This is a genomic window from Sphingomonas adhaesiva, from assembly GCF_036946305.1.
GTDB classification, from domain to species: domain Bacteria; phylum Pseudomonadota; class Alphaproteobacteria; order Sphingomonadales; family Sphingomonadaceae; genus Sphingomonas; species Sphingomonas adhaesiva_B.
Genome location: NZ_JAQIJJ010000008.1, coordinates 136,171 through 160,289 on the forward strand (window position 1 = coordinate 136,171; position 24,119 = coordinate 160,289).

Genomic DNA, 24,119 nt, shown 5'->3' on the forward strand with positions numbered 1-24,119 from the left:
CCTCCCCCAATATCGCGGTCCCGATCGTTGTCGGGACCCTTCATCCTCTACGTAGCATGATCCAACATACGTTACAAATGTAACGCAACTTTTCTTACTCGTTTTGCGCGGACAGCAGCGCGATCGTGTCCCAGTCGCGCAGGGCGGCGACATTGCGTTGCGCGAGCATCACCAGCAGCGCGCGATTGTGCGGCGTGTCGGGCATCACCGCCGCCGCGCCGATCGTCGCGGCGAGGCCGCCGGGCACGGCGATGCGATAGGCCGCCTCCGCGCGCTCGATCGTATAATCCGGCGCGACCGTCGCGATCGCGGCCGCATGGTCGGCGATCAGCGCGCGTTCGCAGGCGCGGCGGTCCGCGACCGACAGGCTGCCGGTCAGGAAATAGGCCAGATCGATCGCCGGCGCGCCGCGGCTGACCATCTGCCAGTCGATCAGATGCGCGACCGGGGCGTCGCCGCGGCGGTCGAACATGACGTTATCGACCCGCGGATCGGCGTGGATCAGCGTCGCGGGGCCGTGATCGCGCGCCTTCCACGCGGCATGGAGCGGCGCGAAGGCGCGGATCACCGCCATATCGGCCTCTCCCATGTCGCCGGCGTAGCGATCCTCGAACACCGCGACGCCGCGCGCGTAGAAATCCGGCGCCGGCGCGTCGCCGACTCGGTTCGCGGCGATCCACGGCCAGCGCGCCAGTTCGGGCGCGTTCCAGAAATGGGCGTGGAGGCGGGCCAGCTCGTGTACCACCGCGGCGGCATCTTCGGTCGAGCAGCCGGCGATCTGGTCGCCCGGCGTGCAGAAGGCGCCCAGATCCTCCAGCACCAGATTGGCCGCGAACCCGTCCTCCGACACCGCGGCGTGCCACGCGCGGGCGGTGCGCAGCGGCGGGGTCGCCCCGAACAGCCGGTACGCCTCCACCTCCGCGCGATACGGCGCGATCGCGGCGACCAGGTCGCGCACCGCGGGATGTGGCGAATGGAACTTGCAGACGACCGACGTCGGCTCGTCCACCACCGGCTTGTTATAGCCGATCGCGATGCGCACCGTGTCGCTGACGTTGCCGTGGCCGATCGGCGTGGCACGCACCATCGAGATGCGCGGCAAGTCGACCCCGGCATGCTGGAACACCGCCTGCAACCAGTCTCCGTCGATCGCGTCGACCGTATCCAGCAGCGCGGGCGGCGGCAGGTCGGTCGCGACCGCGCCATCGCCCTCCCGCCCCCAGGCTCCGCGCGTGCGCGGCGGCGACCACCATTCCACCAGCCGTCCGTCGGCGGCGCGGAACACGTCGATTCCCGACGTCACCGGTGCGTCGGGGTCGGTCGGGTGCAGGTTCCACACCGCACAGGCGAGGTCGTCCTGCGCGAACAGCGCGTCGAAGGTGACGGTCCCGCCGCGACCGGCGAGCGGATCGTCCAGCAGATCCGACACCGTGGCGGTGGCCACCTCCGCGGTGCGATAGCGGGTGACGCCGTCGCCGACGATCGTCTGCAACGCGGTCCGGTCCGCGGTCCCCAACGCCGCGAAGAAGCCGCGCACCAGCGCCGCCGGATCGCCGCCACCGCCGCTGCCGCCCACCGCGGTGCGCGGGTGAAGGATATCGCGGTCGTCGCCGACCCGTGCCCAGAAGCCCTTGGTATAGGGCGTGTTCCAGCAATCGCTGAACCGTCCCTCCGACGCCTCGAACACCTCGATCCCGGACAGGTCGACGCGCTCGCCCTTCGTGGTCGTCATGTTCCAGACCGAACAGACGAAGCGATCGTCGCCCAGCAGCACCTCGTGCGTGAAGCGCGGGTTCAGCGTCTCGCTCTGCTGCTCGACGCGCGCGATCTGCTCCGCGACGCTCAGCGCGCTGACGCAGGACGGATCATGCCGCACGATGGGGTCGTGGCACACGCGCGCGATCAATCCGGCGCGGCGCTGGTTCCACACCTGCTCCCAATAGGTGCGGATCAGGTCGGTGGGCGAGGGGGTGTCGTCCATTGCGGTTTCGTCCATCACGGTCGTCGGGTCGTTCTGCATCGGTGGGGCCTGTCGTGGAGAAGGAGGCGGCATCAGGCCGCCGGACGGACCTCGATCGCGACGCGGCGATCGAGCATGACATGGACGGTGGCGGTGCCGCGCGCATCGGCGACGATCTCCGCCTCCTGTGCGAGGTCGACGGCGAGCACGCCCAGCACGCTTCGGCGCCACGGCCGGACCGGCGCGACCGGTCGGGCGGTTGCGCCGGGTGCCCACGCGACCGCGGCGTCGGCGCGCGCAGGCGCCAGAACCTGCATCAGCAGCATCACCGCAAAGGCGCAGCAGGCCATGCCAACCTCTCCCGATGCGGGCGCCGTCGTTGCAGTCGAACCCGCATCGTCACTGTCCGGCAACGCGGCGTCACCGTCCAATCAAAGCTTCTGCGCGATTGATACAGATCATCGATCAATCTACCCTGATACCCGCGCAGGATGCGCCGGGAGGAGGGGCATGTCGCTGGAGTTGAAGCCGCTGCGGTGCTTCGTCATCCTGGCCGAGGAACTCAACTTCCGCCGGGCGGCGGCGCGGATCAACCTGACGCAGCCGGCGCTGTCGGCGCAGATCCGCGCGCTGGAACGGCAATTGGGCTTTGCCCTGTTCGAGCGCAGCACGCGGCGCGTCGAACTGACCGGGCGGGGCGAGACGCTGCTGGCGCCGGCGCGCCATCTGGTCGAACAGGGCAGCCGGTTGTGGCAGCTTGCCGAGCAGCTGCGGCCACGCGGTGCGCGGCGCATGCAATTGGGCGCGGCCTTCTACACGATCGACATTCCCGAGCGCGTCGCGCTGCTGGAGGGGGTGTTCGACCGCCATCCCGACATCGCGCTGGACGTCAGCACCGCCTATCAGAACGCGCTGATCCCGATGCTGCAACGGGGCGAGATCGATGTTGCGCTGCTGTTGGGATTGCCGGTCGAGCGATCGCGCTACACCGCGGAGCTGGACCGCCATCCGCTGGTGGAGACGATCTTCCCCGACGATCTGGAGCGGATCGTCCTGCGCCGCGAGCGCGTCGGCTTGCTCGTCCCGCGCGAGCTGGCGCCCGCGTCGGAGCTGCCGCCGGAGCTGCCGCTGGCGGCGCTGGCCGGGCGGAAGGTGGCGATGCTGGGGCGCGGCCACGGCGGGCCGCTGATCGATCCGATCCTGCGCGTCCTGGCCGAGGCCGGGGCGACGCCGATCACTCCGCCGGAATCGCATGCCGTGGGGGTGGAGCGCTATGCGCGGCAGTTCCTCATCCCCGGCATCTCGCTGGGATGGTTCGGGCTGGACGATCCGTGCATGGTCCGCTGCCACGTCGAGGGGCTGACGCTGGAAACCGAGTTCAGCGTGGTCCGCTCGCCGCCGTCGGCGGCCGGGGGGCTGGAGCCGTTCTGGGCCGTCGCACAGGGCGGCGCGGCGCGGCGGAACGACTGATCCTCCCGCGTCCGCCAGCGTTGCCGGTGCCGCGGCGATTGAAACATGCGGCGTTTCGCGTCAGATCGGACCATGCCCGCCAGCGATCGCCCCGCCATCAGCCGCGCCACCCCCCGCCGCCTGACCGACAAGGGCGCCGCCACGCGCGAGCGGATCCTGGCGGCGACGGTCGAGCGGATCGTCGAATCGGGCTTCGCCGCGATGACGATCGAAAGCGTGATGGCCAAGGCGGGGCTGTCGCGCGGCTCGGTGCTGCATCAATTCCCCACCCGGCTCGATCTGGCGATCGCCACCGCCGACCGCACGATGCATGCAGTGATCGAGGCGGCGCGCGAACAGGCGAGCCGGATCGCCGATCCGTTCGAGCGGCTGGCGGGCTATGCGCAGATCGTGTGGGACACCCATGCCATGCCGGAGGGGCTGGCGCTGACCGACATCCTGCAGGCGGCGCGCTGGGATACCGAGCTGCTGGCGGCGATCCAGCCGGTGGCGGCGCAGGTCGAGGCGGAGGTGGCGCGCGAGCTGCTGGCACTCGCGACCGCGGGCGGGCTCGCCGATCCCGAATCGATGGTGGCGCGCGGCTGGCTGCTGGTGTCGAGCGCGCGCGGCCTCATCATCGAATATCGGCTGGGCAGCAACCGCACGGTCATCAACGCCGCGATCGAGGAGATGAAGCAGAGCCACCGGCGCTATTGCGAGACCCACGCCCGGAAAAATAGTCACGCCTGATTGGTCAGTGTTGACTATAAAACGGATCGGTGCTGTATCGGCGCCGAGCCGGGCACCATGAGTGCGTCGGCCGATCGGGAGGGGATCGATGCCGATGGCATGTTCGAGAGCGTTGTTGTGCGCCGGTACGGCGTGGATGGTTCTGGCGGCGATGCCCGCCGCGGCACAGACGGCGGCGCCCGCCCTGGCGGTGGATCAGGCCGGCGATCAGGCCGCCGGTCCGGACAATGGCGGCAGCACCGACATCATCGTCACCGCACAGCGCCGCGCGCAGTCGATCAACTCGGTGCCGATGTCGATCACCGCGATCGGGGGCGACCAGCTGGCCGCACAAGGCATCTCCAGCACCGCCGATCTGGTGAAGCTGGTCCCCGGCCTGACCTTCACGCAGAGCCAGGTATCGACCCCGGTCTATACGCTGCGCGGCGTCGGCTTCTATGAATCCACGCTGTCGGCCTCGCCCGCGGTCAGCGTCTATGTCGACGAGGTGCCGCTGCCCTTCGCGATCCTGACCGAAGGCGCCAGCCTGGATATCGGGCGCGTCGAGGTGCTGAAGGGGCCGCAGGGCACGCTCTATGGCCAGAATGCGACCGGCGGCGCGATCAATTACATCTCCGCCAAGCCCGGTGATGCCTTCGCGGCGGGGGCGGATGCCAGCATCGGCCGCTTCGGCGCGGTCGACGTGTCCGGGTTCGTCAGCGGGCCGATCACCGATACGTTGGGCGCGCGGATCAGCCTGAAGACCGAGCAGGGCGGGACGTGGCAGCGCAACTACACGCGCGACGACACGCTGGGCAGCGCGCGCCGCGTGTCGGGACGGGCGATCTTCGTCTGGCGCCCGCTCGACACGCTGACGCTGACCGCGAACCTCAACGCCTGGTCGGACACGTCGGACGTGCAGGCGCCGCAGCTGATCGGGCACACGCCGTACAATCCCGCCAACGCCTATGCCCGCGTGCTCGCGGTGCCGCTAGCGCCCGCCGATGCACGCGCCGCGAACTGGAGCGCGGACTGGCCGATGCGCCGCGACGATCATTTCTATCAGGGGTCGCTGCGCGCGGACTGGGACCTGAGCGACGACGTCAAGCTGACCTCGATCTCGTCATGGCTGCGCTTCACGACCGATTCGTACCAGGATCTGGATGCGACGCAGTTTCGCCAGCTGGACAGCAACACGCCGGGGCATATCCGCAGCTTCTTCCAGGAACTGCGCCTGACCGGCACGACCGGCCCGGCGCGCTGGATCCTGGGCGCGAATTACGAGCGCGACCGCGCGCGCGAAAGCCAGATCCTGCGCACCGACGACCTCAGCAGCAACGTCATCATCCCCGGGCTGCCGATCCTGACGCGTTCGGGCGTGTTCACCGAACAGGCGGTGTCGAGCTACGCCGGCTATGCCAATCTGGAATATGACGTCACGTCGCGGCTGACCGCGCAGGGCGGCGTGCGCTACACGCGCAACATCCGCGATTTCCAGGGCTGCGGCTATGACGCGGACGGGACGACCTATCTCTCGTTCAACATCCTGACGCAGGTGTTCACCGGCGCAGCCCCGATCACGCCGATCCCGGCCGGCGGCTGCCTGACGTTCAGTCCGACGTTCCAGCCGGGGCTGGTCACCGACCGATTGTCGCAGGACAATGTGTCGTGGCGCGGTGGGCTGACCTATACGTTCGACAGCCGCGCGATCGTCTATGCCAACATCTCCAAGGGGTGGAAGGCCGGCGGCTTCCCGACCGTGCCGGCATCGTCGTTCACCGGCTTCCTGCCGGCGACGCAGGAATCGCTGCTGGCGTATGAGGCGGGGTTCAAGCTGCCGCTCGCCGATCGCACGGTGCAGCTGAACGGTGCCGGCTTCTACTACGATTATCGCAACAAGCAGGTGCGCGGGCGCATCCTCGACCCGATCTTCGGCCTGCTGGAGAAGCTGGTCAACATCCCCAAGTCGGAACTGTACGGTGCGGAGGCCGCGGTCGTGTGGACGCCGCGCGGCACCGGGCTGACCGCGAACGTGTCGGGCACCTGGGTGAAGAGCCGGATCATCGACTTCACCGGCTACAATGGCACCGGCGCGTTCGGCAGCTATGCCGGCTCGGCCTTTCCCTTCACCCCGGAATGGCAGGTGATGGGCGACCTGCAATATCAATGGCCGCTGAGCGAGCGGTGGAACGCGACCGTCGGCGCCAACGCCAATTACAACAGCGCCACCAATTCCACCTTCGGCGATCCCGCGATCCTGGCGATCAACGCGCGGACGCTGGTGGACCTGCGTGCCGGCGTCGAGACCCCCGACGGGAAGCTGCGCGCGCAGCTGTGGGGGCGCAACGTGTTCAACAAATATTATTGGAACACGACCTTCCAGGCGGACACAGTGTGGCGGATGGCCGGCCGGCCCGCGACCTACGGCGTCACGATCGGCTGGCGATACTGACACGGCGAACGACGCCGGAGGGAGAGGATCGATGCGGTTCAGTGGCAAGGTGGCGATCGTGACCGGCGGCGCGTCCGGGATCGGGGCGGCATTCGCGCGGCGGGTGCATGGCGAGGGCGCGGCGGTGATGATCGCGGACCTCGATGCGGAGCGTGGGCAGGCGCTGGCGGCGGAACTGGGGGCCGATATGAAGGGGCGCGCCGCGTTCCGCAGCGTCGATGTCGCCGATCCTGCGGCGATGGAGGCGCTGGCGGCGGACACCGTCGCGGCGTTCGGCGGGATCGACATCCTCTACAACAATGCCGGGATCGGCTGCTACGGCCTCACCCCCGATTTGGCCGTAGAGCAATGGCGGCGCGTGGTCGCGGTCAACCTCGACGCGGTCTTCTACGGCTGTCGCGCGGTCATCCCGCACCTGAAGGCGCTCGGCGGCGGCGCGATCGTCAACACCGCATCGGCCAGCGGGATGCGCGCCGACTATGGCTTCACCGCGTACAATGCGGCCAAGGCGGGCGTCATCAACTATACCCGCAGCCTCGCGATCGACCATGCGCGCGACAATATCCGCGCCAATGCGGTGTGCCCCGGCCCGGTCGACACGCCGATCCTGACCACCGGCGTCGACGCCATTCCCGGCCTGCGCGCCGAATGGGAGCAGGTGGTGCCTGCGGGCCGCTTCGCACGCGCGGAGGAGATTGCGGCGGTCGCCGCCTTCCTGGTCAGCGACGATGCCAGTGCGGTCACCGGCGCGGCAGTGCCCGTCGATGGCGGCCTGACGGCGCACACCGGCCAGCCCGACCTGCGCGCGCGGATGGACGCGGCGGCGGCACAGCAGAACGTTTGAGGAGAGCGATCATGACTGCGGACACTTCGACGACCGACGCCCCGCGCTTCCAGATCTATCGCGCCGCGGACGCGCCCGATTACAGCGAAACGTCGTGCATGGAGATGTCGGGGCTGACCGACATCATCACCGACGGCATCACCCGCGCCGAGGCGGCGGGCGCGTCGGAGGGCAATGTCGTCAAGCTGCTGTTCGCGATGCCGGGGCTGAGCCTGACCTATGCCTGGTTCAAGAGCGGCTTTCCGTTGCCGCTGCACAGCCACAATGCCGACTGCCTCTATTATATCGTCGCCGGCACGCTGAAGCTGGGCACCGAGGAACTGAGCGCGGGCGACGGCTTCTTCGTCGGGCGCGACGTGCCGTACAATTACAAGCCGGGTCCACAGGGGGTCGAGGTGCTGGAATTCCGGACCGCCGACACGTTCGACATCCGCTTCCTGGGCAAGACCACCGCCTTCTGGGACAAGACGGTTGCCGCGCTTCAGGCGGAGCGGCCGAAATGGGCGACGCAGCGCCCGCCGCACGAGCTGGTTGCCGCGCAATGAGCGCGACGATGCGCGCGCTGGTGCGGCGCGGGCCGTCGCTCCACGTCGCCGACGTGCCGGACGCGGAGCCGGCGGCGGGGCAGGTGGTGGCGCGGACGCTGGCGTGCGGCATCTGCGGGTCGGACCTGCACGCGGTCGACCATCTGGAACATGGCGTCGCGATCGGGCTGCGGTCGGGCGCGGCGGACACGATCGATCCGTCGTGCGACCTCGTCATGGGGCATGAATTCTGCGCCGAGATCCTGGATCACGGCCCCGCCACCGACAAGAGGTTGAAGGCGGGGACGCGCGTCGTCTCCACCCCGTTCGCGTTCGGGCCGCTGGGGCCGGAGCTGATCGGCTTCTCCACCCGCTATCGCGGTGCCTTCGCGGAGCGGGTGGTGCTGACCGAGGCGCTGCTGCTGCCGGTGCCCAACGGCTTGTCGGCGGAGGCGGCGGCGCTGACCGAGCCGCTGTCGGTCGGCACCCATGCGGTCGCGGTGGCGGCACCCACGTCGCGCTCGGTCGCGCTGGTCGTCGGCTGCGGCCCGATCGGGCTGGCGGTGATCGTCGCGCTGAAGCGGCGCGGCATCGGCCCGATCATCGCATCGGACTTCTCGCCGGCGCGTCGCGCGCGGGCGGAGCGGCTGGGCGCGGACGTGGTGGTCGATCCCGCGGTCACCTCGCCGCATGCCTCTTGGGAGGCGTATGACGTCCCCGCCACGCTCGCCGCGCTGGGGCCGGCGCAGCTGGCGGGGCGCGACGTGCGCGACGCGATCGTGTTCGAATGCGTGGGCGTGCCCGGCATGTTGCAGTCGCTGATCGAGAATGCGCCGCCGCTGGCGCATGTCGTGGTGGTGGGCGCGTGCCAGGAGGACGACCGCATCCTGCCGGTGATCGCGATCAACAAGCAGCTGCGCTTCAGCTTCGTCTTCGCCTATTCGCCGACCGAATTCGCCGAGACGCTGGACGCGCTGGCGGAGGGGGCGATCGATGCCGATGCCTTCCTGACCGGCGCGGTGTCGCTGGACGAGGCGCCCGCCGCGTTCCGCCGGCTGGCGACGCCGGAGGATCAGGTGAAGGTGGTGGTGCGGCCATGGCAGTAGAGGCGGCGCCTGCGCTGACGAAGGGGCAGGCGGCCGGCATCACGCTGGGCGTCGTCGTGCTGATCGTCGGCTTCCTGCTGATCGGTGCGTGGCTGGCGCTGCCGCCGCTCTACGCCGGCTTCCTGCTGCTATGGTATTTCGGCAGCATCGACGTGCTGGACACGAAGGCGCTGCCGGCGCTGGCGATCGGCGCGCTGGCGGGGACGCTGACCGCGTGGCTGTTGCAGGTCGGGGTGGCGCACAGCGGCGCGGTCGGCGCGGTGCCGGCGCTGGTCGTCATCGTCGTCGCGATCTTCTGCCAGCTGCTCGGCTGGCTGCCGATCGCGATCAACCGCGCCTATATGCTGTACGTCACCGTCATGGCGGCGCCGCTGCTGCAACAGCAGGAGCGGTTCGATCGCGTGCTGCTGACGATCGTCGTCGCGACCGTGTATTTCGGCGGCACGGTGATGCTGGGGCGGCGCCTGATCGCGATGCGCGGAGCGCGGGGGGCATGACGCGCGGCGTCGGCCTGCACCTGACGCAGCCGCTGCACCGCGCGTTGCGCGAAGGGGCGGATGCGGTCGCGACGATCGACGGCGCGCGTGTGCGCACCTGGCGCGAGACGGTCGCACGGGTCCGTCGCGCGGCGGACGTGCTGGCCGGCCATGGCGTCGCGCCCGGCGACCGCGTCGCGCTGCTGGCGCCCAATGGCGACGTCTTCGTCGACCTGCTGTTCGGGACGATGTGGGCCGGCGGCGTGCTGGTGCCGGTCAACACGCGCTGGTCCGCGGCGGAGATCGCGCATGCGCTGGTCGACAGCAGGCCCCGCGTGCTGGTGATCGATCACGGTTTCCTGCCGCTGCTGCCCGCGATCCAGGTCGCGGTGCCGCAGATGCCGCCCGTCATCGTGTCGGGCGGCGCCGCGTCCGGGTTCGACGATTGGGAGGCGCTGCTCGCCGCCGCCACCGAGGCGGAGGAGCATCTGCGCCACGGCGACGATCTCGCGGCGCTGCTCTACACCGGCGGCACCACCGGCGCGTCGAAGGGGGTGATGCTGTCGCACCGCGCGCTGCTGACCTATGCGATGTGCCTCGCCGGATCGGGGGAGAGCGCACCGGGCGCATGCATGCTCCACACCGCGCCGCTGTTCCATGTCGGCGCGCTGTCGGGGCTGCTGGCGAGCCTGCTCAACCGGGCGCGCCATGTCTTCCTGCCCGCGTTCGAGGCCGGGGCGGTGATCGCGGCGATCGCGGAACATCGCGTCAGCGACCTGTTCCTGGTGCCGACGATGGTGCAGTCGCTGCTCGATCACCCGTCCTTCGCCGCGCACGATCTGTCCTGCGTCGAGCGCGTCTATTACGGTGCCGCGCCGATCGCGCCCGCGCTGATGGACCGCGCCATCGCCGCGATGCCGCGCGTCGGCTTCGTCCAGGGCTATGGCATGACCGAGACGTCCGGCTCGGTCGCGCTGCTGAAGCCCGCGGATCACCGCCACGACACGCGCGTCCGCTCCAACGGGCGCGCGGTGATGGCGATCGAGATGAAGATCGTCGATGCCGGGGATCGCGAACTCCCTGCGGGCGAGCGCGGCGAGATCGTGGTGCGCGGCGATGCGGTGATGGCCGGTTACTGGAACCGGCCGGAGGAGAGCGCGGCGGCGCTGCGCGGCGGCTGGATGCACACCGGCGATGTCGGCTGGATGGATGCGGATGGGTACGTCCATGTCGTCGACCGGCTGAAGGACATGATCCTGACCGGTGGCGAGAACGTCTTCTCGATCGAGGTGGAGGGCGCGCTGTCGTGCCATCCCGCGGTCGCGCAATGCGCGGTCGTCGGGCGTCCCGACGATCATTGGGGGGAGACGGTGCACGCGGTCGTCGTGCTGCGCGACGCGGCGACGGCGGACGAGCTGATCGCGCACTGCCGCGACCGCATCGCGCGCTACAAATGCCCGCGGAGCGTCGAATTCCGTTCCGCGCTGCCGCTGTCGGCGGCGGGCAAGATCCTGAAGGCGCAATTGCGCGACGAAGCGAAGGACGGTCGATGAAGGCGCTGATCTATGCCGGCCCGCGCGACGTCCGGTACGAGGACATGGCCGATCCGCGGATCGAGGACGATCGCGACATCGTGGTGAAGATCGAGCGGTGCGGCATCTGCGGCAGCGACCTGCACATCTATCACGGCGACCAGCTGCGCGACGACGTCGGTTTCTGCATCGGGCATGAGGCGATCGGCGAGGTGGTGGAGACGGGACGCGCGGTCACCCGGCTGAAGACGGGGGACAAGGTGCTGATCCCCGCCTCGGTCGGGTGCGGCGCGTGCCGCTATTGCCTGGCGGGCAACGTGATGCAGTGCCGCAACGAGGTGGAGATCTGCTATGGCCTGAGCCGCGCGTTGCAGGGATGCCAGGCAGAGGGGATGCGCGTTCCCGCGGGCGATTTCAACGCGCTGCCGATGCCCGACGGGATCACGCCCGACCAGGCGATCACGCTGACCGACAATCTGCCCACCGCCTGGTTCGGCTGCCGCAACGCCGATGTCGGCCCGGGGCGAACGGTCGCGGTGATCGGGCTGGGCGCGATCGGCTTGATGGCGGTGGAGGCGTCGTTCCTGCTGGGTGCGACGCGCGTCTTCGCGATCGATCCGATCGCGGAGCGCCGCGCCATCGCCGAGGGGCTGGGCGCGACCGCGCTGTCGCCCGACGATGCGGCGAACGTGATCCGCGACGCCACCGACGGGCGGATGATCGACAGCGTGGTCGAGGCGGTCGGCAAGGAAGCCACGATCGCGATGGCGATCCGGCTGGCGGGAAAGCGCGCGTCGGTGTCGGTGATCGGGGTGAACATGAGCCGGCGGATGGACTTCCCGATGGCGCGCGTGTTCGCCAACGGCCTGACGCTGCGCAGCGGCATGTGCTCCGTGTCCGAGCATCTGGGCGAACTGGTCCCGCTGGTCCAGCATGGGCGTCTGCGGCCGGAGCGCTACGTCACCGATGCGATGCCGCTGGCGGAGGGGGCGGCGGCCTATGCGAGATTCGATGCGCGCGCGGGCGGCACGCTGAAGACGGTGCTGCTGCCATAGCCCGTTGAAGGCGGGATTTTTTTACCAATCCGGGCTAGGCCGCCGGTCGACCAGCCCCGGACCCGATCATTGCCCAGCCTCGATTCCGCCACCGTCCATCTGTGTACCGTCCTGGCGAGCCTGTCGTTCGGGCTGCTGTTCGTCGCGCTGTGGGTGCTGCGCGAGCGCGGCACCTTCTACCTTCTGTGCGGCGGGGCGGCGCTGACCTATGCCGCGACGCTGGCGGGGTTGAACCTGCCGGGGCGCGGGCTGGCGTTCTCGACCTTGCTGTGCGTCGGCATCGGGGCGTACAACAGCTATATGCTCGCCGCGCTGCGGCTGTTCGAGGGGAAGCGCGCGACGAGCCCGCTGGTGATCGCCATGCCGGTGCTGGCCGGCTTGTCCTATCTCGTCTTCGCGGTGCAGCCCGGCGGGGTGCCGGCCGGGCGCGTCGCCAATTCGATCGTGCTGGGGCTATCGACGCTGGTGGTCGGGGTGATCTTCCTGCGCTGTCGCGGGGCGCGCGCGCCGCGCAGCCGGCGGATCATCGGCGTGATCCAGCTGGCCTATGTCCCGTCCTACATCGTCTCGGTCACGCTGGACCTGGCCGCGGTGGGACAGCGCGACTGGCTGTCGCTGATCCCGTTGCTGAGCGATCAGGTGCTGCTTGGGGTGCTCAACGTCGCGCTGCTGTCGATGCCCGGGGAGCGTGCCGAGGCGGACTTGCGCGACATGGCGCTGCGCGACCCGCTGACGGGCGCGTGGAACCGCGCCGGGCTGGACCGGATCCGCGCGCATGTCGACCGGCCGCTCGACGTCATCGTCTTCGATGTCGACAATTTCAAACAGCTCAACGACCGCCACGGCCATGCGGTGGGCGACGAGGTGTTGCAGTCGCTGGCAGCGAAGGCGACCGCGGTATTGCCCGACGATGGCCATCTGATCCGGCTGGGCGGCGACGAATTCGCTGCGCTGGTCCCTGCCGGGCACGACCCCCGCCGGGCCGCGCGCGTCGCGGAGACGCTGCGGCTGGTCGCGCGCGACGAGACGCGCTGCACGATCAGCGTGGGGCTGGCGCGGATGGAGGGCGAGGCGGCCGACCTGGCCGCGACGTTCGAGCGCGCCGACCGGATGCTGTACCGCGCCAAGGCGGCGGGCCGCGACCGGGTGGCGGCATAGGGGGATCGAGGTTCACGCCCTCGTCGACCCACGACCGTCACCCCGGGGTCAAGCCCGGGGTGACGGGGACGTTGCTTCCGCCCCGCTGCCCATGTCCGCCACCTCGTCCGCGAAGGTCGCCAGCAGCGCGGCATAATCCGCGGGGTGGGTGAGGAAGGGGGCGTGGCCGGCGCCGGGTCAGGCGGGGCCGAACACCGACCAGCCGGTGCGATGCGCCAGCATCTCCAGCGCGCGGACGCCCAGGATCGAATTGCCGTGCTGGTCCAGGTTCGGCGACCATACCGCGATCGACGCGACATCGGGCATGATGGCCAGGATGCCGCCGCCGACCCCGCTCTTCGCCGGCAGGCCGACGCGCAGCGCGAAATCGCCCGATCCGTCGTAATGGCCGCACGTCATCATCAGCGCGAGCAGCTTGCGCCGCCGTCGCGCCAGCGTGCGAGCGGCCTCGTCGCCCTCCAGCCGGGTGCGCGACAGGAACAGCCCGGTCCGCGCCAGCCCCGCGGCGTCGAGCGTGATCGCGCATTGCTCGACATAGGCGCGCATCACCGCATCCGGATCGCAGCGCAGATTGTCGTGGTGCCGCATGAAGCTGAGCATCGCGCGGTTGAGGTCGCCCGCCTCCTCTTCGCTGGCCAGCACGTCGGGGTCGAGCGTCATGCACGCGCCGCCGCATTCGCGCTCCACGAGCGCGGCAGGCGTATCGGCGGGGTCGGACGCATCGAGCAGCGCGTCCACGGTCACCAGCGCGCCCGCGTTGACGAAGGGATTGCGCGGGATGCCCTGCGTCCGTTCCAGATCGACGATCGAGTTGAACGGATCGCCCGATGGCTCGCGCCCGACGCGCTTGAACAGGCGATCGCCGATCGCGGCGAGCGCGCGTTCCAGCGTGAAGACCTTGGCGATGCTCTGCAACGGGAAGGGCGCGTCCGCCGCCCCGCCGCGATGCGTCTCGCCGTCCCGCGTGGTGACCGCGATGCCGAAGGGGCCGGGCGCCAGCCCTTCCTCCTTGGCATCCGCGGCCGCCTCGATCGCGGCGGCGTCGGCGACGATCTCTTCCGCGATATCGGCCAGCATCGCCGGCAGCGCGTCGGTGCTCACGCCAGCGTCCGCACCTTGGGCTCGCGGTCGTAGAAGCGTTTCGCCGCGGCGGCGACGAAGCCGGCATCCGCCGCGGTGACGCCCGCGTCCGCCTCGATGCCGGCCTTGTCGAGCAGCGGGCGCGCCGCATCGGTCGCGCCGATCGCCTTCAAATGGCCGAACGCGTCCATCACGAACTGCACCGCCGCCGCTTCCTTCAGCAGCGCGGCGCAGCCCTCCGCCGACAGTACGATGGCGACCGCGTCGAACAATTGCGACGGGGTGCCGGCCAGCTGCCCATCGGCCTTGCGCCTCGTCCCGTCGGACAATGTAGCGCCGCCGACCTTTGGCGATACCAGCACCGGCTTGCCCCCGGCGTCGTCGATCGCGTCGACCAGTGTGTCGAGCGTGGCGGCGTCACTGCCGTCTGCGAAGAGGATGCCGACCGCGCGACCCTCCAGCGTGTCCTTCATGTTCTTGTGGATCGACAGCGCGTCGGACGGCGCCATGTCGACCGGCGCGCGCGCGGCATCGGCCTTCTCCGGCAGGTCGATGCCCAGTCCGTCGGCGACGCGCCGCGCCAAATCCTCGTCGACGTTGCGCAGATTGGCGACCATCCGCGGCGGCACCTGATCCAGCACGCCGACCTTCGACAGTTCGAACACGAAGGAGGAGGCGATATGCGCCTGCTCCGCGGGGGTCTGCGAGCGGTAGAACAGGCGCGCCTGGCTGTAGTGGTCGGCGAACCGCTCGGCACGGACGCGCAGCTTGTCGCCCTGTTCGTCGGCGCCGGTGGCGGCGTTCACGGTCGCGAAGCCGCGCAGCGGGCTTTCGCGCGGGCCGCCGTCCTCGCCATGTGCGGCGAGGCTGTTGGGCTCGTAATTGGCGCGGCCCTTTGGCACATGGGTCTGCATCTTGCCGTCGCGCTGGAAGTTGCCGAACGGACAGCGCGGCGCGTTGATCGGGATCTGGTGGAAGTTGGTGGTGCCCAGCCGCGAATTCTGCGTGTCCATATAGCTGAACAGCCGGCCTTGCAGCAGCGGGTCGTTGGAGAAGTCGATACCCGGCACGATGTTTGTCGGCAGAAAGGCGACCTGCTCCGTCTCGGCGAAGAAATTGTCCGGGTTGCGGTTCAGCGTCAGCGTGCCGATGACGCGCACCGGCACGTCCTCCTCCGGGATCAGCTTCGTCGCGTCGAGCACGTCATAGGGCTGCGCATCGGCGAAGGCCTGATCGAACACCTGGATGCCCAGATCCCATTGCGGGAAGGCGCCGGTGTCGATCGCCTCCCACAGGTCGCGGCGCTGATAGTCGTTGTCGGCCGCCTGCAGCTTCAGCGCCTCGTCCCAGATGGTGGATTGCAGCCCCAGCCGCGGCTTCCAGTGGAACTTGACGAAGCTGGCCTTCCCCTCGGCATTCACCAGCTTGAAGGTGTGGACGCCGAACCCCTCCATCGTGCGGAAGCTGCGCGGCAGCGTGCGGTCCGACATCGCCCACATCAGCATGTGCGTCGTCTCGGGCATCAGCGACGCCCAGTCCCAGAAGGTGTCGTGCGCGCTGCCCGCCTGCGGATAGGCGCGGTCGGCCTCCATCTTCACCGAATGGACCAGATCGGGGAATTTGATCGCGTCCTGGATGAAGAAGACAGGGATGTTGTTGCCGACGAGATCCCAATTGCCCTCGCGCGTGTAGAATTTGACCGCGAAGCCGCGCACGTCGCGCGGCGTGTCGACCGATCCCGCACCGCCCGCAACGGTGGAGAAGCGGACGAAGACCTCGGTCTTCTCCCCCTTCGCGAACACCGCCGCCTTCGACAGGTCGGAGATATCGGCGGTCGCCTCGAACACGCCATGCGCGCCGGAGCCGCGGGCGTGGACGATCCGTTCCGGAATGCGCTCGTGATCGAAGTGGAAGATCTTTTCGCGCAGGACGAAGTCCTCCAGCAGCGTGGGGCCGCGCGCGCCGGATTTGAGGCTGTTCTGGTTGTCGGCGATCGGTACGCCGTGGTTGGTGGTCAGCACCGCGCCCCCGCTCTCGCCGCCGTCCGCCGCCTGCTGGTGCGTCTCGCCGCCCGCGCCGATCATCGTCTTGCCGTCGCTCATCGAACTTCCCTGGATCAGATACGTGGATCAGGTGGCTCAACGAGCCGGGGCGCGATTCAGGCCCCGTCCCGGCAAAAATTGGCGACTCGGGCGCGACCGGAAGAGCGCGTTGGACCGCGAAAGAAAAGGGAAAGCCTAATCGGAAACGAGTAGGAAGAAATGAAGTAGAAACATAAATTGGTCGTAAGAAGCGGCATGTAGAACATGGATCAGGGTGAATTTGATTCCTTACAGGTCGGATCGGGACCTTTCCCGGCGTGTTATTCACTCGTCCCGGCAGTGTTGCGATAAAAAGGGGCGGGGGGGGGGACGACATGGCCAGTTCGTGTGTGCAGGCACCGATTCGTCCGGAGGCGATGAGGCCCCTCGATGCGGCCGCGCCGATCGCCGATGCCGGCGAGGATCCCCTGTCGGTGATGATGCGCGAGATCGTCCGCGAGTTCGCCGCGGACGGCGTGCTGATCTCGCAGCGCGAGGAGGGGGCGGACCCGGTCGTGCTGTTCGCGGAGGGCGATGTCAGGCCGGCGCGGATGCAGATGGACGCGCTGCTGATCGAATCCGATGCCGGCGCCGGCAGGCCCGGGTCCGGCGGCGCGGAGTGGATCGCGCTGGCGGACGATCCCGCGGCGGCGATCCTGACCACCAGCATCCCGGCGCGCGACGGCGTCATCACGGTGCGCACCGTCTTCGCGCGGATCAGCGATGCCTCGCGCGGGCGGGCGCGGCTCGTCTCCGCGCGGCTGGCGCCGCTGCTGAAGCCGTTCGCCAGCCTGTGGTGGCAGCACCGCCGCGCGCAGACGCAGGTGCGCGCGCTGACGCATGCGATCGATCGCGCCGATATCGGCGTGCTGCTGGTCGATCCGCGCGGTGAGGTGACCTTCGCCAATGCCGCCGCGCGCGCGCTGGTGGCGGCGGGCGACGGGGTGCGGATGCGCGGCGCGATGCTGGGCGGGGCGACGCTGGCCGATACGCTGCGCCTCCATGCCGCGGTGGAGCATGTCATCAGCGCGGGCGCGCCCGATGCCGCCGCCCCGGTGGTCGCCTTGCCCCGCGCGTCGCGACGGCCGCTGATGGCGGCAGTCGTCGCGGGCGAGGCGCCGGACGCGCGCGAGGATGCGACCGCCGCCATCATCTATCTGGTCGATCCGGAGGACGAGACGGGTACGCTGATCGCGCCGGCGTGCAAGCTGTACGGCCTGTCGCCGGTGGAGACGCGGCTGACCTGTCTGCTGGCCGAGGGGATGAGCCTGGCCGACGCCGCACAGGCGATGCGCGTGCGCGAGATGACGGCGCGCTCCTACCTCAAGCAGATCTTCCTGAAGACCGAGACCAACCGCCAGGCCGAGCTGGTCTGGCTGATGCTGAAGAGCGTGGTGCGCACGCGCAGCGCGCGCGACGTCGGCACGATGGTCGCCACCCTCGTTTGAGGGGGCGGGGTGCCCCCCGCATCGGGGGCGCGATAATCCTCATTCACGGGCAGAAAGACATTGGTTAACAGGGAATTAATGGATGCGTGCCGCTCCGGCGCCGCATCGCCCGGCCGCTCCCCCCGGCCGTGGCGAGGCGTAACAGGAAGGAAGCCACTCGCATGAAAAGCCAGTTCTTCACGTCGTGCTCCGCGGCCGCGCTGCTGATGGCGGTGCCCGCCATGGCGCAGGACACGAACACCTCCGCCGGGGCGGGCCAGACCGCCGCCAACGGCGACGCCACGACCGACAATTCGATCGCCGACAGCAACAACAACAGCTCCACCACGACGACCACCGATTCGGGCAACAGCGCCACGAACACGTCGAACGCGGGCAACGATTATTCGAACAGCTCGACCAACACGTCCACCACGGACAGCGGCAACGACAGTTCGACCACGACGACCAACGCCAACACGAACACCAGCACCAACAATTCGGTCAACACCGCGGACAGCGGGAACGACAGCTCGACGCACTCGTCGACCACGAACACCAACAATTCGGTCAACACCGCCGACAGCGGCAACGACAGCTCGACGCACTCGTCGACCACGAACACCAGCACGAACAATTCGGTGAACACCGCCGACAGCGGCAACGATTATTCGAACAACTCGACCAACACGTCGACGGCCGATAGCGGCAACGACAATTCGGTCGCCACGACCAACACCAGCACCGACAATTCCGTCAACACCGCGGATTCGGGCAACGACAATTCGGTGACCACCAACACCACCACGACGAGCGATTCGGGCAACGACAGCTCGGTGAAGGACAGCAACAACGACAGCTCGGTCACGACGACCGACTCCGGCAACGACTATTCCAACAACTCGACCAACACGTCGACGACGGATAGCGGCAACGACAATTCGGACAATTCGACCAACAGCACCGTCACCGACGCCAACAACGATTATTCGAACAACTCCACCAACACCTCGGTGGCCGACAGCAACAACACCGACAATTCGACCAACACGACGACCAACGTGTCGACGGCGGATTCGAACAACGACAATTCGGTCACCACCACCAACACCTCGACCAGCACCTCCACCGCCGACAGCGGCAACGACAATTCGGTGACCAACACCAGCACCGACAATTCGGTCAGCACCGCCGACAGCGGCAACGACAGTTCGGTGAAGGACAGCAACAACGACAATTCGGTGAGCACCGCCGATTCGAACAACGACAGCTCGATCCGCAACAGCAACAACGACAATTCGGACAATTCCGTCCGGGTGGCGGATTCCTACAACGACAATGCGGATCGCTCGGTCAGCGATACCTCGTCGATCGCCGGCGGCGCGCGCAACAGCGGCGTCTTCGGCGACGGGGCGGTGGTCGCCAGCTCCACGCTGTCGGGCTATGTCACCGGCGTGACCGTGAACTTCTCGGGTCGCGAGGGCGACGGCACCAATGCCGATACGTCGCTGCGCGTCGGCGGTTCGGCGTTCCAGAACTTCGCCGGGATGCAGGCGCTCAACCAGAACACGGGCGTCGGCGCGTCGCAGAACGCCAGCGTGTCGGTGGCCGCCTCGACGGGTGACGTCGGGCTGTAACCGTAACTGAACGGACCCGCGGCGCCCCCCGCCCGCTACGCCGCGGGTCCACCTTTTTCCTCCCGCGTGGAGCGACCGATGCGCAAGCTCTTCATCCTCCTGGTCATCGCCACCCTGTTCCCGTTCGCCGCCCAGGCGCAGCAGGCCGCGCCGTTCGGCGAGGCGATCGCGGACCAATCGCTGGGCGCGATCGCCGGGCGCCAGGACACGCAGCAGGAGGCAAGCGCGGTGCAGACCGCCGAGGTCACGCGCAACAGCGTCGGCGACAATGTGTCCACCGGCGAGGCGCGGATCGACGGGCAGGCGTTCCAGAACCTGTCGGGCCTCTCGATCCTGAACGTCAACACCGGCAACAATGTCGCAATCAACGCGGCGATGAACGTGACGATCTCGTTGAGTCCGGCCCCCTGAGCCGCCGCCCCGTGCCGCGCCGGCTGCTCCCGCTCCTGATGCTCGTCGCGACCGGATGCGCCACGCAGCCGGGCGCGCCGTCGCGGTTCGTGACGACCGCGGGCGCCGTGGGCGACTTCCAAGTGCCGGTCGCGTCGGTGGTGGAGCGCCGCTATGCCGGGGTGGTCCGGCAGAAATACGATTTTTCCTGCGGGTCCGCCGCGCTCGCGACGTTGCTGCGGCATCATTACGACTTCGATGTCGAGGAGACGACCGCGTTCCGCGGCATGTGGGCGAAGGGGGATCGCGCGCAGATCCGCCGCCTGGGCTTCTCGCTGCTGGACATGAAGCGCTGGCTGGCGAGCCGCGGGCTGTCCGCGGACGGCTACAAGGTGCCGCTGGCCAAGATCGCGGAGACGGGGGTGCCCGGCATCGCGCTGATCGCGGTCCGCGATTACCGGCATTTCGTGGTGGTGAAGGGCGTCAGCGCGCACGAGGTGCTATTGGGCGATCCGTCCACCGGGGTGCAGGTGATGCCGCGCGCCCGCTTCGAGGCGGCGTGGAACGGCATCTATTTCGTGCTGGGCGAGGATCAGGCGCTGGCGAAGTCGCGCTTCAACCGCGCACGGCAATGGGCCGCGTTCGCGCGCGCGCCGGTGGGCGGGCGGTTCCAGGAACCCGTGAGCCAGCAGGCGCTGTCGCTGACCGCGCCCTTCTTCGGAGACATGTCGTGACCGTGATCCTGCTGCTGCTGACGCTCGCCGCCGCACCGTTCGCGGGCGTGCCGCTCGCGGACGAGGAACTGGCGGCGCATCGTGGCGGGTTCCGCCTGCCCGGCGGGGTGGACGTGGCGATGACGATCGACACGCAGACCGCGGTCGATGGCGCGGTGGTGCTGCGCACCGTGTTCCGCGCCGATCAGGGGACGCCGACGCTGACCACCTGGGTCCCGCGCGCGGGCGAGACGGTGGCGGCGGCGCCGGCCGGCGCGGCGGCGCCGGTGCGCACCGCACCGACGATCAGCTACGACCGGCAGAACGGCATCCAGGTGACGGGCGGCGTGAGTGCGGGCAGCGCGCCCGCGGGCCTCGTGCTGGCGACGCGCCCCGGCGCGATCCCCGCCGGGCTGGAGCAGGCGAGCGGCGGTGCCGCGACCGCGGCGGGGCAGGTGAGCGAGCGCACGCAGGGCGCGCTGCGGCTGGTCGAGCTGACCGGCGGCGACCTGTCGGTCACGCATATCGCGGGCGGCGCGTTCGGCGCGGCGATCGCCAACATGGGCAACGACCGCGTGATCGAGACGCAGACCAGCGTCGCGATCGACCTGAGTCATACCGGCCCCGACGTGATCGGATCGGCGATGCTGCGCGCGCAGGACATCACCGCACAGGCACTGGCGGGGCGGCTGTGATGCGCGCACTGGTGCTCGCCTCCGCCGCCGCCGCGGTGACGATCGTCACGCCCGCACAGGCGCAGCGCGCGCGGCGCCCCTCGCTCCAGCGCCAGCTCGACGCGGCGATGGCGCTGATCGAGGCGCAGCGCCAGCGGCTGGACGAACAGGCGGCGCAGATCGCGGAGCTGCGCACGCAGGTGCGCGAGGCGCAGGCGCTGCCATCCCTGCCCCCCGCGGTGGCGCCGCGTCAGCCCGCGCTGGCGGCGGCGCAGGGTGCGGCCCCGGGCGTTCCCGGCGATCCCGGCGCCGCGCTCCAGCCGCCGGTGCAGCCGCTGGAACGCGTCGGTCAGGCGGCGCCCGACGAGGATCGCCCGATCGAGCTGGCGGTGCTGGACGGCGGCGGCAGCGTCATCACGCGCGCCGGCCAGCTGACCGGCGAGGTGCAGATCGATTATGCGCGCGCCGACCGCAACCGCGCGGTGTTCCGCGGGATCGAGCTGGTGGAGGCGGTGCTGGTCGGCGTCTTCGACATCAACGAGAGCCGGCAGGACGTGGTCACCGCGTCCGCCGCGCTGCGCTACGGCCTGACCAACCGGCTGGAATTCGGGGTGCGCGTGCCGTTCGTCCACCGCGCCGATACGTCGATCCTCGCGCCGATCTCCGGCAGCACGCCCAACGACGCGGCGGCGACGATCGACAGCTCGACGCGGGGCACCGGCATCGGCGATATCGAGCTGAGCGCGCGCTACCAGCTGACCCAGGGGCGCGAGGGCGTACCCTATCTGATCGCCAACCTTCAGGGCGTGATCCCGACCGGCAGCGATCCGTTCGCAATCCCGCGCGACGCGCTGGGCCGCGCGACGCGCGCGGCGACCGGGGCGGGGTTCTGGGGCATCTCGCCCAGCATCACCGCGATCCTGCCGTCCGACCCGGTCGTGCTGTTCGGGACGCTGGGCTATACCTTCAACCTCGGCAAGTCGGTGAATACGCAGATCCCGCCGGTCATCATCGACTATGTCGATCCGGCGGACGCGGTGTCGGGGTCGGCGGGGATCGGCATCTCGTTCAACCAGCGCACCACGATCAACCTGGGCTATGCGCATACCTGGGCGTTCGGGACGAAGACGCGCACCCGCCTGATCGAACCGACCGCGAACTGGCCGGGCACGATGACCTCGACCTCGCGCGACTTGCAGGTCGGGCGGCTGCTGTTCGGCGTCACCTATCGCGTGACCGACCGCAGCAGCATCAACTGGTCGGTCGAACTGGGTGCGACCGAGGATGCGACCGACCTGCGTACCGTGCTGCGCGTGCCGACGGTGCTGCTGACCGGGCGCTGAGCGCGCGGCGTCAGGGCTGGGCGACCGGTCGCGGCCGGCGCGCGCCCAGCGCCGCGCCCGCGGACGCCGCCATGATCGCGACGATCGCGACCCACTGGATCGCGGACAGATGCTCGCCCAGCAGCGCCATCGCCATCAGCGCGCCGACCGCCGGCTCCGCGCTCAGCAGCGTGCCGAAGGTATTGGCGGGCAACCGGCGCAGCGCCACCATCTCCAGCCCATAGGGCACCGCGCTGGACAGGATGCCGACGACCAGCCCCAGTGCCAGCACGTCGGCGCGCAGCAGCGCCGCGCCGGCATGCGCGATGCCGACCGGGACCGCGATCACCGATCCCACCAGCATCCCCGCCGCCGCCGCCGCGGGGCCGAGCGCGGTGCCGACGCGCTTGCCGACCAGGATATAGGCCGCCCAGCACGCCCCCGCCATCAGTGCCAGCACGACGCCGCGCGGATCGAGCGCGCCGGCGCTGCCGGTGACGGGCAGCAACAGGAGCAGCCCGGCGACCGCCAGCCCGATCCAGACGAAATCGGCGCGCCGCCGCGACGTGGCCACCGCGACGCCGAGCGGCCCGACGAACTCGATCGCGATCGCCAGCCCCAGCGGAATGTACGACAGCGCCTTGTAGAAGCTGAGGTTCATCGCCCCCAGCACGACGCCGTAGAGCAGCAGCGCGCGCCATCCGCCCGCCACGCGCAGCCGCCACGGGCGCAGGATCGCGCTCAGCACCACTGCGCCCACCAGCATCCGGATCGCCACCGCGCCCTCCGCCCCGACGATCGGGAACAGGCCCTTGGCGAACGACGCGCCGCAGGTGACCGAGACCAGCGCCACCAGCAGCGCGGCCAGCGCGGGGACATCGCTGGACGGGGTCGGCGGGGCGGCGGGGGCGGCGAGGTCGGTCATGTCGTTCCTCTACCGCCCGCGGCGGGATAACGGCGCGCGAAATGGGCGCTGGCACGATAAACTTTATCGGCTAACCCTACCGCGATGATCGGCCGCGGCGACCTCGATTCCTTCGACCTCAAGCTGATCGATGCGTTGCAGGCGGATGCGCTGACGCCGGTGGCGGTGCTGGCGGAGCGCGTCGGGCTGTCGGCGCCGGCATGCTACCGCCGCATCCGCCGGCTGCGCGCCACCGGGGCGATCGTGCGCGATGTCGCGGTCGTGCATCCGCGCACGCTGGGCTGGCCGCTGTCGATGCTGGTGCTGGTGACGCTGGAACGCGAGGCCGCCGATACGGTGGACGAGATGATGCGCATGCTGAAGCGCGTGCCCGAGGTGATCGAGGCGTGGAACGTCACCGGCGATCACGATTTCGTGGTGCGGATGCTGGCGCGCGACATGGAGAGCTATGACGTGCTGGCGCGGCGGCTGTTCGCCGCGGACGAGCGGGTGCGGTCGTTCAAGACGCTGGTCGTCATCCGCCAGGTCAAGGACGCCAGCCCGGTTCCCGCCGCCTGACGGTAGCGCGCTTGCGCGGACGCGGCC

The 24,119-nt window shown here is 69.6% G+C and carries 22 protein-coding genes; 17 read left to right on the forward strand and 5 right to left on the reverse strand.

Annotation, left to right across the window (positions count from 1 at the left end):
* Positions 1-94: 94 nt before the first annotated feature.
* Positions 95-2,020 carry an oxidoreductase family protein gene (locus tag PGN14_RS14150; RefSeq protein ID WP_335300233.1) on the reverse strand — a complete coding sequence of 642 codons (1,926 nt, stop codon included), beginning with the start codon at positions 2,018-2,020 and terminating at the stop codon, positions 95-97.
* A 32-nt stretch (positions 2,021-2,052) separates the two neighbouring features.
* A complete protein-coding gene (locus PGN14_RS14155) occupies positions 2,053-2,310 on the reverse strand; it encodes a hypothetical protein (RefSeq protein ID WP_335300234.1) in 258 nt (85 codons plus the stop codon).
* A gap of 160 nt (positions 2,311-2,470) precedes the next feature.
* Here PGN14_RS14155 and PGN14_RS14160 point away from each other — a divergent pair, with 160 nt between their 5' ends.
* The 10 genes from PGN14_RS14160 (at position 2,471) to PGN14_RS14205 (ending at position 13,285) form a co-directional block, all read left to right on the forward strand.
* On the forward strand, positions 2,471-3,430 hold the full coding sequence (locus PGN14_RS14160; protein ID WP_335300235.1) for a LysR family transcriptional regulator: 960 nt from the start codon (positions 2,471-2,473) through the stop codon (positions 3,428-3,430).
* 72 nt (positions 3,431-3,502) lie between these two features.
* Positions 3,503-4,159, forward strand: coding sequence for a TetR/AcrR family transcriptional regulator (locus PGN14_RS14165; RefSeq protein ID WP_335300236.1), 657 nt, complete (start codon positions 3,503-3,505; stop codon positions 4,157-4,159).
* Between the two features lie 136 nt (positions 4,160-4,295).
* The gene (locus tag PGN14_RS14170) at positions 4,296-6,590 is read left to right on the forward strand and encodes a TonB-dependent receptor (RefSeq protein ID WP_335300237.1); all 2,295 of its coding nucleotides are present in this window, start codon (positions 4,296-4,298) and stop codon (positions 6,588-6,590) included.
* 31 nt (positions 6,591-6,621) lie between these two features.
* Positions 6,622-7,434, forward strand: a complete 813-nt coding sequence (locus PGN14_RS14175) for an SDR family NAD(P)-dependent oxidoreductase (protein WP_335300238.1) — start codon at positions 6,622-6,624, stop codon at positions 7,432-7,434.
* A gap of 11 nt (positions 7,435-7,445) precedes the next feature.
* Entirely contained in the window at positions 7,446-7,979 is a 534-nt protein-coding gene (locus PGN14_RS14180; RefSeq protein ID WP_335300239.1) for a cupin domain-containing protein, read from the forward strand.
* Complete coding sequence (locus PGN14_RS14185; protein ID WP_335300240.1) at positions 7,976-9,064, forward strand: zinc-binding dehydrogenase; 1,089 nt, start codon at positions 7,976-7,978, stop codon at positions 9,062-9,064. Before PGN14_RS14180 ends, PGN14_RS14185 begins: the two co-directional genes overlap by 4 nt.
* The gene (locus PGN14_RS14190; protein ID WP_335300241.1) at positions 9,055-9,561 is read left to right on the forward strand and encodes a hypothetical protein; all 507 of its coding nucleotides are present in this window, start codon (positions 9,055-9,057) and stop codon (positions 9,559-9,561) included. Before PGN14_RS14185 ends, PGN14_RS14190 begins: the two co-directional genes overlap by 10 nt.
* Positions 9,558-11,093, forward strand: coding sequence for an acyl-CoA synthetase (locus PGN14_RS14195; RefSeq protein WP_335300242.1), 1,536 nt, complete (start codon positions 9,558-9,560; stop codon positions 11,091-11,093). The genes PGN14_RS14190 and PGN14_RS14195 overlap by 4 nt, the downstream gene beginning before the upstream one ends.
* Positions 11,090-12,127, forward strand: a complete 1,038-nt coding sequence (locus tag PGN14_RS14200; protein WP_335300243.1) for an alcohol dehydrogenase family protein — start codon at positions 11,090-11,092, stop codon at positions 12,125-12,127. The genes PGN14_RS14195 and PGN14_RS14200 overlap by 4 nt, the downstream gene beginning before the upstream one ends.
* 69 nt (positions 12,128-12,196) lie before the next feature.
* Positions 12,197-13,285: a GGDEF domain-containing protein gene (locus PGN14_RS14205; protein WP_335300244.1), complete on the forward strand. Its 1,089-nt coding sequence runs from the start codon at positions 12,197-12,199 to the stop codon at positions 13,283-13,285.
* A gap of 177 nt (positions 13,286-13,462) precedes the next feature.
* Here PGN14_RS14205 and glsA read toward each other — a convergent pair whose 3' ends face one another.
* Positions 13,463-14,386 (reverse strand): glutaminase A, encoded by a 924-nt coding sequence (gene glsA, locus PGN14_RS14210; protein ID WP_335300245.1) that lies wholly within the window; start codon positions 14,384-14,386, stop codon positions 13,463-13,465.
* The gene (locus PGN14_RS14215; protein WP_335300246.1) at positions 14,383-16,467 is read right to left on the reverse strand and encodes a catalase; all 2,085 of its coding nucleotides are present in this window, start codon (positions 16,465-16,467) and stop codon (positions 14,383-14,385) included. Before PGN14_RS14215 ends, glsA begins: the two co-directional genes overlap by 4 nt.
* Positions 16,468-16,823: 356 nt before the next feature.
* Here PGN14_RS14215 and PGN14_RS14220 point away from each other — a divergent pair, with 356 nt between their 5' ends.
* The 6 genes from PGN14_RS14220 to PGN14_RS14245 all read left to right on the forward strand — a co-directional run bounded on the left by PGN14_RS14220 (position 16,824) and on the right by PGN14_RS14245 (position 22,630).
* The gene (locus PGN14_RS14220; RefSeq protein WP_335300247.1) at positions 16,824-17,894 is read left to right on the forward strand and encodes a helix-turn-helix transcriptional regulator; all 1,071 of its coding nucleotides are present in this window, start codon (positions 16,824-16,826) and stop codon (positions 17,892-17,894) included.
* 161 nt (positions 17,895-18,055) lie between these two features.
* The gene (locus PGN14_RS14225) at positions 18,056-19,510 is read left to right on the forward strand and encodes a hypothetical protein (protein WP_335300248.1); all 1,455 of its coding nucleotides are present in this window, start codon (positions 18,056-18,058) and stop codon (positions 19,508-19,510) included.
* A gap of 78 nt (positions 19,511-19,588) precedes the next feature.
* Entirely contained in the window at positions 19,589-19,921 is a 333-nt protein-coding gene (locus PGN14_RS14230) for a hypothetical protein (RefSeq protein ID WP_335300249.1), read from the forward strand.
* A 38-nt stretch (positions 19,922-19,959) separates the two neighbouring features.
* Positions 19,960-20,634, forward strand: coding sequence for a C39 family peptidase (locus PGN14_RS14235; protein ID WP_335300250.1), 675 nt, complete (start codon positions 19,960-19,962; stop codon positions 20,632-20,634).
* Positions 20,631-21,308, forward strand: a complete 678-nt coding sequence (locus PGN14_RS14240; RefSeq protein WP_335300251.1) for a hypothetical protein — start codon at positions 20,631-20,633, stop codon at positions 21,306-21,308. Before PGN14_RS14235 ends, PGN14_RS14240 begins: the two co-directional genes overlap by 4 nt.
* Positions 21,308-22,630: a transporter gene (locus PGN14_RS14245; protein ID WP_335300291.1), complete on the forward strand. Its 1,323-nt coding sequence runs from the start codon at positions 21,308-21,310 to the stop codon at positions 22,628-22,630. Before PGN14_RS14240 ends, PGN14_RS14245 begins: the two co-directional genes overlap by 1 nt.
* A 10-nt stretch (positions 22,631-22,640) precedes the next feature.
* On the opposite strand, the gene PGN14_RS14250 is transcribed toward PGN14_RS14245, so the two are convergent.
* The gene (locus tag PGN14_RS14250) at positions 22,641-23,534 is read right to left on the reverse strand and encodes an EamA family transporter (RefSeq protein WP_335300252.1); all 894 of its coding nucleotides are present in this window, start codon (positions 23,532-23,534) and stop codon (positions 22,641-22,643) included.
* Between the two features lie 84 nt (positions 23,535-23,618).
* On the opposite strand from PGN14_RS14250, the gene PGN14_RS14255 reads away from it, so the two are divergent.
* A complete protein-coding gene (locus PGN14_RS14255) occupies positions 23,619-24,092 on the forward strand; it encodes an Lrp/AsnC family transcriptional regulator (RefSeq protein WP_335300253.1) in 474 nt (157 codons plus the stop codon).
* The last annotated feature ends 27 nt before the right edge of the window (positions 24,093-24,119 follow it).